At 62.8% G+C, this 12445-nt stretch carries 11 protein-coding genes and 1 other RNA gene; 9 read left to right on the plus strand and 3 right to left on the minus strand.

Translation table 11 applies throughout. The features are described from left to right. Nucleotides 1-27: 27 nt before the first annotated feature. Entirely contained in the window at nt 28-510 is a 483-nt protein-coding gene (gene ribH / locus OX459_RS27730) for a 6,7-dimethyl-8-ribityllumazine synthase (RefSeq protein WP_034759563.1), read from the plus strand. Nucleotides 511-698: 188 nt separating this feature from the next. Continuing rightward, complete coding sequence (nusB, locus tag OX459_RS27735) at nt 699-1169, plus strand: transcription antitermination factor NusB (protein ID WP_034759129.1); 471 nt, start codon at nt 699-701, stop codon at nt 1167-1169. 121 nt (nt 1170-1290) lie between these two features. On the opposite strand, the gene OX459_RS27740 is transcribed toward nusB, so the two are convergent. Continuing rightward, entirely contained in the window at nt 1291-2100 is an 810-nt protein-coding gene (locus OX459_RS27740; protein WP_289907465.1) for a lytic transglycosylase domain-containing protein, read from the minus strand. Nucleotides 2101-2687: 587 nt separating this feature from the next. On the opposite strand from OX459_RS27740, the gene ubiD reads away from it, so the two are divergent. Together ubiD and ffs are read left to right on the plus strand one after the other, a co-directional pair. After that, nucleotides 2688-4172, plus strand: a complete 1485-nt coding sequence (gene ubiD / locus OX459_RS27745; protein WP_071650179.1) for a 4-hydroxy-3-polyprenylbenzoate decarboxylase — start codon at nt 2688-2690, stop codon at nt 4170-4172. An 82-nt stretch (nt 4173-4254) separates the two neighbouring features. Beyond that, nucleotides 4255-4353, plus strand: an RNA gene (gene ffs, locus OX459_RS27750) — signal recognition particle sRNA small type. Between the two features lie 28 nt (nt 4354-4381). On the opposite strand, the gene OX459_RS27755 is transcribed toward ffs, so the two are convergent. Then, nucleotides 4382-4534, minus strand: coding sequence for a hypothetical protein (locus tag OX459_RS27755; RefSeq protein ID WP_161789605.1), 153 nt, complete (start codon nt 4532-4534; stop codon nt 4382-4384). Between the two features lie 56 nt (nt 4535-4590). Between OX459_RS27755 and dnaX the strand changes: the two genes are divergently transcribed. From dnaX to OX459_RS27780, 5 genes are read left to right on the plus strand one after another with little or no spacing between them, the layout of a single operon-like run. Beyond that, nucleotides 4591-6906 carry a DNA polymerase III subunit gamma/tau gene (gene dnaX / locus OX459_RS27760; protein WP_289907466.1) on the plus strand — a complete coding sequence of 772 codons (2316 nt, stop codon included), beginning with the start codon at nt 4591-4593 and terminating at the stop codon, nt 6904-6906. A 41-nt stretch (nt 6907-6947) separates the two neighbouring features. Further along, nucleotides 6948-7274, plus strand: a complete 327-nt coding sequence (locus tag OX459_RS27765; RefSeq protein ID WP_034759121.1) for a YbaB/EbfC family nucleoid-associated protein — start codon at nt 6948-6950, stop codon at nt 7272-7274. A 47-nt stretch (nt 7275-7321) separates the two neighbouring features. Then, a complete protein-coding gene (gene recR, locus OX459_RS27770; RefSeq protein WP_034786598.1) occupies nt 7322-7912 on the plus strand; it encodes a recombination mediator RecR in 591 nt (196 codons plus the stop codon). Between the two features lie 7 nt (nt 7913-7919). Beyond that, nucleotides 7920-9140, plus strand: coding sequence for a CaiB/BaiF CoA-transferase family protein (locus OX459_RS27775; protein WP_289907467.1), 1221 nt, complete (start codon nt 7920-7922; stop codon nt 9138-9140). Between the two features lie 33 nt (nt 9141-9173). After that, nucleotides 9174-10316, plus strand: a complete 1143-nt coding sequence (locus OX459_RS27780; protein WP_289907468.1) for an esterase-like activity of phytase family protein — start codon at nt 9174-9176, stop codon at nt 10314-10316. On the opposite strand, the gene OX459_RS27785 is transcribed toward OX459_RS27780, so the two are convergent. Next, entirely contained in the window at nt 10285-12444 is a 2160-nt protein-coding gene (locus OX459_RS27785) for an EAL domain-containing protein (protein ID WP_099664956.1), read from the minus strand. The two genes, OX459_RS27780 and OX459_RS27785, sit on opposite strands and share 32 nt — an antisense overlap. Nucleotide 12445: the final 1 nt, after the last annotated feature.

Below are 12445 nucleotides of genomic sequence, written 5' to 3' on the forward strand. Positions count from 1 at the left end.
TGAACCACCAGATTAAAGAGGCATATGATGACCGTAGGAGCATACGAAACTAATTTTGCCGGCGAAGGTTTGCGCGTCGGTATCGTCCAGGCACGATTCAATGAAATCGTCGGTGGTGGCTTGCTGTCGGCATGCCTGGAAGAGTTGAGCAAGCTGGGCGTGGCCGATGAAGATATCCTGCACGTGACCGTGCCGGGCGCCCTGGAAATCCCACTGATTCTGCAAAAAATGGCGGAAACCGAGCAATTCGACGCCCTGATCGCACTGGGCGCCGTGATTCGCGGTGAAACCTACCACTTCGAGCTGGTATCGAACGAATCGGGCGCGGGCATCACGCGCGTCGGTCTCGATTACGGCATCCCCATCGCCAACGCAGTGTTGACGACGGAAAACGACGAGCAAGCGGAAGTACGCATGCTGGTCAAGGGAGCAGAAGCGGCACGCGTGGCAGTGGAAATGGCCAATCTGGCGCAAGCGCTGGAAGAGTTGCAGGACACCGACGAAGACTAAGCGCGTGTGATAAGAATACCATGGCTGCGTTGCAAGGCCTCACCGTACTTTCGTACTGTCTTCGGCCTTGCGCCTTGCCCTGACATCCTTCTCACGCACGCTTGAGCCGCGGCTGCGCTGCCTAAAAGCGCACTGCGGTGTCTCGCCGGAATTTGTAGTGAACACGTACTTAAGAACAGGTAACAATCATGACTGAGAAAAATTTGCTCGCCAATCCCAGCAAAAACCGCACGCCGCGTCACCGCGCGCGCGAGTTTGCGCTGCAGGGCTTGTACCAGTGGCTACTGAACAATGAAGACGCGACTACCGTCGTGAACAATATTCGCGCCGCGCATGGTTTCGACAAGGCCGATGGCGATCATTTCACGGTGTTGCTGTACGGCGCCATCAAGGATTCGCTGGCGTTGCGCGAAAGCATGGCACCCTTGATCGACCGCAATATCGCGGAACTGTCGCCCATCGAACACGGCATCCTGCTGATCGGCGCTTTCGAGCTGAAGAACAACATGGAAATCCCGTACCGCGTCGTCATCAACGAAGCGGTCGAGCTGGCCAAGTCGTTTGGCGGTATCGATGGCCACAAGTATGTGAACGGCGTGCTGGATAAATTGGCAGTGAAATTCCGCGAGGAAGAAGTCAACGCCAACAAGCGCAAGTAATAGAGAGAGCAGTTCCTGCGGCCAGTGCCGCAGGGCAATAAAAAAGCCACCGGCACTTGCGTGCGGTGGCTTTTTTACTGGGTGCTGCTTTTTGGATGCCCCTGTGAGGGCTTTTAAAGGGTCACAGGCCGGCGATCTCGTTGTGGGGCAGTACTTTGATGGTGATGCCGCTTTCCGCTGCCGGCGCCTTGGCTGGCGCTGGCGTGTTCGATGCCATCACCGGCGTCGTCGTCGGCACGCGCTGGCCGGCCGACACTTGTTTCAGGCGGCGGTATTCGGCCAGCACGCGCGAGCCGTAGCCCGAGTCGGTGGCGAAGTTGGCGGCGCCCACGTAGGTTTTGAGGCCCGCTTCGACGGAACCGCCACGCGTGACGTAATCCTTCAGGATCAGCGAGCCGACGCGGATGTTGGCGACCGGGTTCAGCGCTGCTTGCACGCCGCCCATTTCCTGGAAGCGCTCGTGGTGTACTTTCGACATGACTTGCATCAAGCCTTGCGCACCGACGGGGCTTTCCGCGAACGGGTTCAAGCCCGATTCGATGGCCATCACGGCAAGGATCAGCAGCGGGTCCAGCTTGATTTCACGGGCCGTCAGGTACGCCGTCGAGACGAGCATATTGGTCGCGTCGTTGGCCACGCGGTAGCGCTTGGAGAGCCAGTTGGTAACCCATTGCTGCTGCTTTTGCGTGCCCAGCAAGGCTTTTTCTTCCTTGCTCAGCGGGGTATCGCTGGCGGCGGCCGTTTGCACGGAAGCAGGTGCTTCCATCAGTGCGGACAGGGCCGGTGCTTCAACGGCTTGCGCCTCTGCCATCGGCAGCGGGAACAGGCTGTGCGTCAGTTGCTTGCCCAGGTCAGGGCGGAACATCAGCAGGGCGATCAGTGCCAGGGCGGAAATGCCGAAGACTGTCAGTGTGTGTTGTGCCGTGGTCAAAACGCCACGTGCCGAAATGGCCTGTGCGCGGGCGCGCAAGCGCGCCAACGCTGGCTGGCCAGCCACGGTTGAAGCAGGCAATGCTGCTTCAGTGCTACGATGAGTCATAGAGTTCCCCGAAATGTCGCGTCAACAGGCAGTCCCTCCGCGGTCTCGCGGTGTTGTGGGTACTGCCAATGCCGTGCATCAGAAATATCATCGTTTCCGCCGCGTATGGATGCGTGCGAGAAACGCCGTCATTGCTTGCTTGAGCTGATCGGTCCCGTTTTTGGTATTGGATCAGTCGCAATACAACTTTTACCGGGGGTAAGGCAGACGCCTTTTGAAAACACTCCTTAAAATGTCATGTGGAGCCCCGACTCCGTGAATGAAAGAGAAACGCTAAAATCAAGCTCTGGGCCGGCGTGCTCTTTCAAGTTGGGCGAATTGTAGAAGCCGTTTTATATCAAGTCAATACTAACGAATCGTTTCTTTATTACTTTTATGTCTTACTTTTTGACTTGCATTGTGCCAAAAGCCAATAAAATCAATTACTTGGCATAGATCCTTCAGCAACGGCGTCCGACGTCAAAAAAAATTAAAAACACATGAAATATTCAGATTTGCGAGATTTTATTTCTCAACTGCAACAAATGGGTGAACTTAAGCCCATTTCGACCCCCATTTCACCGATTTTGGAGATGACGGAAGTTTGCGACCGCACCTTGCGCGCAGGCGGACCGGCCTTGCTGTTCAATAACCCGACGGGATACGACATGCCGGTGCTGGGCAATCTGTTCGGCACCACGCGTCGCGTGGCGCTGGGTATGGGCGCGGAAGACGTCAGCGAGTTGCGCAAGATCGGCCATGTGCTGGCGCGGCTGAAGGAGCCGGAGCCGCCGAAGGATTTCAAGGACTTGCTGGGCCTCGGTTCCCTGGTGAAATCCGTGTGGGACATGTCGCCGAAGGAGTTGCGCGGCGCGAAGTGCCAGGAAATCGTCTGGGAAGGTAACGATGTCGACCTGGCGCGCCTGCCCATCCAGCATTGCTGGCCCGGCGACGTCGCTCCCCTGATCACGTGGGGCCTGGTGATCACCAAGGGCCCGAACAAGAAGCGGCAAAACCTGGGCATTTATCGCCAGCAAGTGCTGGGGCGTAATAAAGTCATCATGCGCTGGCTGGCGCACCGGGGCGGGGCGCTGGACTTCCGCGAGCACGCGATCCAGAGCAAGGGCAAGCCGTATCCGATCGCCGTCGCGCTGGGCGCCGATCCCGCTACTATATTAGGGGCCGTCACGCCGGTGCCGGACAGCCTGTCCGAATACCAGTTCGCCGGCTTGCTGCGCGGCAGCCGCACGGAGCTGGTGAAAGCCATCGGCAGCGAGCTGCGCGTGCCCGCGTCCGCCGAAATCGTGCTCGAAGGCCATATCTACCCGGATGAAAACCATCCGAGCGGCTACGAGCACGCGCTGGAAGGGCCGTATGGCGACCACACGGGCTACTATAATGAGCAGGACAGTTTCCCCGTGTTTACCATCGACCGCATCACCATGCGCCGCGATCCTATCTACCACTCCACGTATACAGGCAAACCGCCGGACGAGCCGGCCGTGCTGGGTCTGGCCCTGAATGAAGTGTTCGTGCCCCTGCTGCAAAAGCAGTTCAGCGAAATCACCGACTTCTATCTGCCGCCCGAAGGCTGCAGCTACCGCATGGCCGTGGTGCAGATCAAGAAACAGTACGCGGGCCACGCCAAGCGCGTGATGTTCGGCGTGTGGAGCTTCCTGCGCCAGTTCATGTATACCAAGTTCATCGTCGTGGTCGATGAAGACGTGAATATCCGCGACTGGAAAGAGGTCATCTGGGCTATCACGACGCGGGTCGACCCCATCCGCGACACCACCCTGGTCGACAACACGCCCATCGATTACCTGGACTTTGCCTCGCCTGTCAGCGGCCTGGGCAGCAAGATGGGCATCGATGCGACGAATAAATGGCCGGGCGAAACGACGCGCGAATGGGGCACGACGATCGCCATGACGCCGGAAGTGAAGGCGAAGGTGGATGGCATCTGGCAAGAGCTGGGCTTGTAATACGCTCAGCCGCTTGCTTGCGGGGAAGGGCGGTTTGTGCCTCAACTTCCCCATTCCCCGCAGACCGGTTATAATTGTCCCCGGCGGGCCCCTGCGCATCGTGGCATGGCTAACCTGGTCAGGTCGGGAACGAAGCAGCCACGGCTATTAACCATGAGTGCCGCAGATCAGGCTCGCCTCCTTCGGGAATGTTTTATCAGGATCGACAATCAAGCTGCCATGGGCAGCTTTTTTGCTTTTACGGCGCCATTTTCTTGCCGACCCGCAGCATTGCCGGGCTTGCCGTGTTTTCCATATTTCCAGCTGGCCATGTTATACAATTGCTGCTTTGCCGCGTTTGCCATTTTGAATGGCCCGGCCATGAGGCTTGCGCCCGCCGCGCAGGATCACCCGCAAAATCGCATGGTAAAATCTCAGCATGTCCTATCAAGTCCTCGCCCGTAAATACCGCCCCAAGAATTTCGAGACGCTCGTCGGCCAGGAGCACGTCGTGCGCGCGCTCACGCATGCCTTGCACAGCGGCCGATTGCATCACGCCTACCTGTTCACGGGCACGCGCGGCGTCGGCAAGACGACCCTGTCGCGCATCCTGGCCAAGTCGCTCAATTGCATCGGCCCCGATGGCACGGGCGGCATCACGGCCCAGCCGTGCGGCGTGTGCGAAGCGTGCACGGCGATCGACGCGGGACGCTTTGTCGACTATATAGAGATGGATGCGGCGTCGAACCGCGGCGTCGATGAAATGGCGCAGCTGCTGGAACAAGCCGTGTATGCGCCAAGCAATGCCCGCTTCAAGGTCTATATGATCGATGAGGTGCACATGCTGACGAACCACGCGTTCAATTCCATGCTGAAGACGCTGGAAGAGCCGCCCGAGCACGTCAAGTTCATCCTGGCCACGACGGACCCGCAAAAGATACCCGTCACCGTGCTGTCGCGCTGCCTGCAGTTCAACCTCAAGCAGATGCCGCCGGGCCATATCATCAGCCACCTGGACAATATCCTGGGACAGGAAGGCATTGCCTTCGAACAGCCGGCCTTGCGCCTGCTGGCCCAGGGCGCCCACGGTTCCATGCGCGACGCGCTGTCGCTGACGGACCAGGCCATCGCCTATGCGGCCGGCGAAGTCACGTTAGATGCCGTGCAAGGCATGCTGGGCGCGCTCGACCAGTCGTACCTGGTGCGCCTGCTCGACGCGCTGGCGCAGCAGGATGGCGCCGATTTGCTGGCCGTGGCCGACGAGATGGCCTCGCGCAGCCTGTCCTACAACGGCGCCCTGCAGGATTTGGGCACTTTATTGCACCGCATTGCGCTGGCGCAAACCGTGCCGGCCGCCTTGCCGCAGGATCTGCCTGAATACGCGGATATCGTGCGTCTGGCTGGCGCGTTTGACGCGGAAGAAGTGCAGCTGTTTTACCAGATCGCCGTGCATGGCCGCAATGAACTGGGCCTGGCGCCCGATGAATATGCGGGCTTTACCATGACCCTGCTACGAATGCTGGCCTTTCGGCCCGGCATAGGCGGCGCCGATGGCGTGCCGGCGGCTCCTGCCGCGGCCACGGGCAACCGTCCCGCCGCCGTGGCCGCCGCGCGCGCCGCCGCTGGCGCATCCGCCCCGGCAGCCCGCGCCGCCACGAACAGCGTGGCCAGCCATGCCGCCGTGACCCCGCCCGCCGTCGTGGCCGCCGCTGCCGCCAGCATGGCGCGCAGCGAAGCGCCGCCGCCGCGCGCGGCTGCTCCGGCACCGGCGCCTGTCGCCGCCCCGGCGCCGCCACCAGCGGCGCCGCCGGCGGCTGCTCCAGCTGCGGCTGCCCCGGCCGCATCGGGCGCCCCGATCAGCTCCGCCCGCGCCGCCATCAATGCGGCGCTGGAAGCGGCCCGCGCCGCCTCGAAAGGCCGTCCCGGCAGCGCGCCGTCGGCGCCATCGTCGGCGCCCAAGCCGGCTGCACCAGCATCCGCACCGGAGCCGGTCGCCGCGGCGCCAGCCCCGGCCGCACCCGTCCAGGCCGCGCTACCGCCACCGCCCGCCGCCGCGAAAGCGCCTGCGCCGTGGGACGATACGCCTCCAGTTGCCGTGATGGAAGCACCGGCGGCCGCTGCGGCGCCCGTGCAGCAGGCGCGTCCTGCCGCGCCGCCGCCAGCGCAGCCGGATGACGACTTGCCGCCGTGGGTCACCGAATTTTCCGACGACAGCGCGTCCGCCGCCGTGTCGGCGCCCGCCGCGCCGAGCAGCGAGCAGCCGGCCGTCGTCATGCCGCAGCGTGCCGCCAAGCAAGCCGCGCCCAGCGGGCCGTATGTGATCACGCCCGTGCCGGGCCTGGACTGGGACGGCAACTGGCCGGCCGTGGCCGCCGTGCTGCCCCTGCGCGGCGTGGCCCAGCAGCTGGCCGTGCAGGCCGAGCTGATCGAGTGCCTGCACGACGGCCACAGCACCACGTTCCGCCTGCGCGTGCCCATCGACACGTGGCGCAGTCCCGCCAACGTGGAAAAACTGGCGGCCGCGCTCACCGAACGCTTCGGCCGCAAGGTCGCGGTCGACACGGAACTGGGCGCCGTCTGGTACACGGCCAGCGCGGAAGCGCAGGCCTACCGCGAGGCGTGCCAGCTGCAAGCGGAAGCGACCATCGCCAGCGATCCCTTCGTGCTCGACATGAAGCGTGTATTCGACGCTTTTGTTGTGCCGGGAACAATTACCCCTGCACCGGCCGGCTCCGCCGCGCCGACCCTGCATTGATGATTAACACACTCACAAACTGAATTGAACGGAGCATTCTCATGATGAAAAATCAACTGGCTGGCCTGATGAAGCAGGCGCAAGCAATGCAAGACAACATGAAAAAGGCCCAGGAACAACTGGCGCTGGTGGAAGTGGAAGGCCAGTCCGGCGCCGGCCTCGTGAAAATCGTCATGACGTGCAAGAACGACGTCAAGCGCGTGTCCATCGACCCGTCGCTGCTGGCCGACGACAAGGACATGCTGGAAGACCTGGTGGCCGCCGCCTTCAACGACGCCGTGCGCAAGGCGGAAGCGACATCCGCGGAAAAAATGGCAGGCTTGACTGGCGGCATGAACTTGCCAGCCGGCTTCAAAATGCCATTCTGATGCACTGCCGCATGCGCTCGATCCATGGCACGGGGCAAGGTTGATCCATGTCCAAGTCGCTTGAATTCTTGACCGAGGCGCTGCGGCGCCTGCCCGGCGTCGGCCCCAAGTCGGCGCAGCGGATGGCATTTCATTTGTTGCAGCACGATAGGGAAGGCGCGGCCATGCTGTCGCGCGCCCTGTTCCAGGCCGTCGATGCCGTGCATCACTGCGGCCTGTGCAACACCTTTACCGAACACGAAGTGTGCGAGACCTGTCTCGATGAAGAGCGCGACAAGCGCTTGCTGTGCGTGGTGGAAACGCCCGCCGACCAGCTGATGATCGAGCAAACGCTCACCTACAAGGGCCTGTATTTCGTCCTCATGGGGAGATTGTCTCCGCTGGACGGCATCGGCCCGAAAGACATCCACCTGGAAAAATTGCTGAACCGCGCCAACGATGGCGTGGTCGGCGAAGTGGTGCTGGCCACCAATTTCACGAATGAAGGCGAAGCGACGGCCCACTACATCAGCGAAATGCTGAAGGCGCGGGGCTTGCGCGTGAGCCGTCTGGCCCGCGGCGTGCCCGTGGGCGGCGAACTGGAATACGTCGACGCGGGCACGATTGCCCGCGCGATGCTCGACCGCAGGGCAACCTGAGTACAACATGACAGACGCTTCCGCATCTTCCGGCCCCCTCCAGGGCATCAAAGTCCTGGAACTGGGCACCCTGATCGCGGGGCCGTTCTGCGCCCGCATGCTGGCCGAATTCGGCGCCGACGTGATCAAGATCGAGTCCCCCGATGGCGGCGACCCCATCCGTACCTGGAGAGTGCTGAAAGACGGCACCTCGCTGTGGTGGTCGGTGCAGGCGCGCAACAAGAAAAGTTTAACGCTGAACCTGAAAACGCCCGAGGGCCGCGCCATCGCGCGCCAGCTGGCCCTGGAAGCGGACATCATCATCGAGAACTACCGCCCCGGCGTGCTGGAAAAGTGGGATCTCGGCTACGAGCAGCTCAAGAAAGAGAAACCGTCCCTCATCATGGTGCGCCTGTCCGGCTTTGGCCAGACGGGGCCGATGAAGGACTTGCCCGGTTTCGGCGCCATCGGCGAATCGATGGGCGGCTTGCGCTATGTATCCGGCTTTGCCGACCGCCCGCCCGTGCGCGTGGGCGTGTCCATCGGCGACTCCGTGGCGGCCCTGCACGGCGTGATCGGCGCCATGATGGCGCTGCGCCACCGCGACGTGACGGGTGGCCGGGATGGCGGCGAAGGGCAGATGGTCGACGTGGCCCTGTACGAATCCGTGTTCAACCTGATGGAGTCGCTGGTGCCCGAATACGACCAGGCGGGCGTGGTGCGCGAGCGCACGGGCGGTTCCTTGCCCGGCATCGTGCCCTCGAATACCTATACGACGGGCGATGGCGAAAACATCGTCATCGCGGGCAACGGCGACGCCATCTTCAAGCGGCTGATGCTGGCCATGGGCCGCATCGACATGGCGGGCGACCCGCAACTGGCGCGCAACGACGGCCGGGTGGCGCGCACGCAGGAAATCGACGACGCCATCGGCGCCTGGTGCGCCACGCACACGATAGACAGCGCGCTGGACGTGTTGAAGGCAGCCGACGTGCCCGCCGGGAAGATTTACTCCGTGCGCGACATGCTGAGCGACCCGCAATTCCTCGCCCGCGACATGTTCGAACAACACCATTTCGCCGACGGCACGCCCGTCAAATTGCCCGCCATCAGCCCGAAACTGTCCGCCACGCCGGGCAAGACGCAGTGGCTGGGGCCCACCCTGGGCCAGCACAACGACGAGGTGCTGGCGTCGCTCGGCTATGATGCGGCCGCCATCGCGCGGCTCAAGACCGATGGCGTGGTGTAAGCCACGCTCCCGCTGACTCCTTTGATACCGATCATGCCTCAACTGCTCCGCAGCGCGCGTACCGCGCTTGCCCTGGCGTCCGCCGCCGTTCTTCTCTCCGCTTGCGCCAGCTTCTCCCACGACGCACCGATCGCGGGCTTGCGCCTGATCGGCGAACAGCGCATTGCGCTCAAGCAGCCGTTTGAGGGCACGACGGTGGGTGGCCTGTCCGGCATCGATTACGATGCGGCCAATAACAGCTGGGTGATGGAAAGCGATGACCGCTCGGAAATCAATCCGGCCCGCTTCTACCGCGCCGCGCTCGACTACGACAGCCGCGCATTTGCCGGCGTGACCTTCAACAGCGTGCATTTCTTCACGCAGCCCGACGGCAGCCGCTATCCGAACCTGGCCCATGCAAGGCTGGAGCAGGGCGACCAGGTGGCCGACATCGAAACCATCCGCGTCGATCCGCAGGATGGCAGCCTGTGGTACGGCAGCGAAGGCAACCGCAAGGTGGGTTTGCACCCGTTCGTGCGCCACGCCGATAGCGGCGGCCACTACCTGGCCACCTTGCCCACGCCCGCCATGTTCAAGGTGGCGAAGGATGAAACGGGATCGCGCAACAACATGAGCTTTGAAGCGCTGTCGTTTGCCAGCGATGGCAAGAGCCTGTGGCTGGGCATGGAAGCGGCGCTGTACCAGGATGGCCCGCTGGCCACGCCCGATAACGGCTCCGTGGTGCGCATCACGCGCCTGGACCGCGCGGGCACCGTGCTGGGTCAGTACGCGTATCCGATCGAGCCGGTGGCGTCGCGGCCCGCGCCGGGGAAGGAAGCGGACAATGGCGTGTCGGAAATCCTCGCCGTCAACGATCACCAGGTGCTGGTGGTGGAGCGGGCCGGCGTGGAACACGCCGACGGCATCTACACGAATCACGTGCGCATCTACGAAATGGATACGCAGGGCGCCACCGATATCCAGGCCATCCCGGCCCTGGCGGGCGCAAGCTATGTGCCGGCGCGCAAGCGATTGCTGCTGGACCTGGAAAAGATCGGTTTGCCGCGGGTCGACAATATCGAAGGCATCAGCTGGGGCCCGCGCCTGGAAAACGGCCGCCGCAGCCTGGTGATGATTTCCGACGATAATTTCAACGCGCAGCAAGTCACGCAAATCCTTGCCTTCGAAGTGCTCTAGTTTCCACGCTGGCCAGCTGGCCCCTCTGCCTGGCCAGCATGGCCGTGATCGTGTCGTGCGGCGACGGGTGGCCTAAAAAATATCCCTGCGCCATGTCGCAGCCGTATTCTTCCAGCATCAGCAGCTGTTCGTCCGTTTCCACGCCCTCGGCCACCACCACCATTTTCAAGCCATGCGCCATGGCGATGATGGCGCGCGTGATGGCCGCGTTTTCCGTATCCTGCGGCAAGCCGGCGATAAAACTCTTGTCGATTTTCAAGGCCCGCACGTCGAAGCGTTTCAGGTAATTCATCGACGAATAGCCCGTGCCGAAGTCGTCGATGGACAGGTACACACCGATGCCGCGCAATTGCTCCAGGGTCACCATGGTGGCGCGTGCATCGTCCATCAACGTTCCCTCCGTCAATTCCAGCTCCAGCAGGCGCGCATCGAGGCCCGTGTCGGCCAGGACCGACAGCACGATCTGCATCAGGTTTTCATCCTTGAATTGCTTGGCCGACAGGTTGACGGCCATGCGGATGGCGCGCCCGCCGTCGCTTTGCCACGCCTTGGCCTGGTTGCACGCCGTGCGCAGCACCCATTCGCCGATGGGCACGATCAACCCCGTCTCTTCGGCCAGCGGGATGAATTCCGTGGGCGAGATGATGCCCCGTTCGGGATGGCGCCAGCGCACCAGCGCTTCCACGCCGACGATCTGCGTGCTGGGCACGTCGATCTGCGGCTGGTACAGCAGGTACAGCTCGTTGTTTTGCAAGGCTTTCCTCAAGCCTACTTCCATCTTGACGTGGCTCATGATTTCCATCGTCAGCGAAGAGCTGTACAGCTTGGCGTTGTTCTTGCCGCAGTTCTTCGCGTGGTACATGGCCGTGTCCGCATATTTGAGCAGCGAGTTGCAATCCTCGCCATCTTCCGGATACAGCGAAATGCCGATGCTGGCCGTGACGAAAATCTCGTGTCCTTCGATCATGAAGGGCCGGCGCATGGCTTCCTTGACGCGGTGCGCCACGTTCAGCGCGTCTTCCACCCGTTCCAGGTCGGGAATCAGGATCGTGAATTCATCGCCGCCTAGGCGCGCCAGGTTGCTGCCGCCAAAGGTGGTTTCAAACTCGTGTTCGGCGCGCAGCACCAGGTCGCTGGGGCGGATGGTTTCGCGCAGGCGCTCGGACACCACCTTGAGCAAATGGTCGCCCACGTCGTGGCCCAGGGTGTCGTTGATGCGCTTGAAGGCGTCCAGGTCCATGAACAGCACGGCGAATTTCTTGTCGTGCTCTTTCGAGCGCAGCAGTTCGCGCTCCAGGGTTTCCAGGAACGCTTGCCGGTTGGGGATGCCCGTCAGGCTGTCGCAATACGCGAGGCGGCGGATCTGTTCTTCCGTGCGCTTGCGTTCGCTGATGTCGCGCACCAGGCCCAGCACCTCGTCGGCCCCCGTCGCCACCAGGCGCGCCTCGAAATGGCGCGTGCTGTCTTCGTGCGTGAGCGTGTAGTCGACCGAGCCGATATGCTGCGTGGCCAGCACGGCGTGCGCCTTGTCGAGCAGGCGCGCGGCGATCTCGGGCGGCAGCACGTCGCGGATATGGCTGCCCACGCAGTCGCTGAGGGAAAATCCCGCGCTGGCGTCGTGGCCCTGTTCGTAGTCGAGATAAAAGCCTTCGCGGTTCAGGCGAAAGAAGGTGTCGGGGATGGCGGCCAGCACGGCGCGGTTGTGGGCGTCGGCGATGCGCAGGCGGGCGATGGCGTCGCTGGCGCGCAGCACGTACAGCACGCGGTGGCCGAGGATGGGCCAGTTGATGGGCTTGGAAATGAAGTCGGTGGCGCCCACCTCGTAGGCGCGCGTGACGGCTTCCAGCTCGTCGCCGCCCGTGACCATGATGATGGGCACCGTGCCGCCCACTTCCTGGTGGCGGATTTCGCGGCACACGGCAAAGCCGTCCATGGCCGGCATGTCGACATCGAGCATGACCAGGTCCGGCCCGCTGTGCTTGTAGCTGGCCAGCGCCTGCACGCCGTCCTCGGCCTCGATCACGTCCAGGCCCACCTGCGTGAGCATTTGCCGCATCAGCAGGCGCATCACGGGATCGTCGTCGGCCACCAGCACCAGGCCGCGGGGAGGGGAGAGGGGCGCTGTCATG

This window comes from Janthinobacterium sp. SUN026 (assembly GCF_030397625.1).
GTDB classification, from domain to species: Bacteria; Pseudomonadota; Gammaproteobacteria; order Burkholderiales; family Burkholderiaceae_D; genus Janthinobacterium; species Janthinobacterium kumbetense.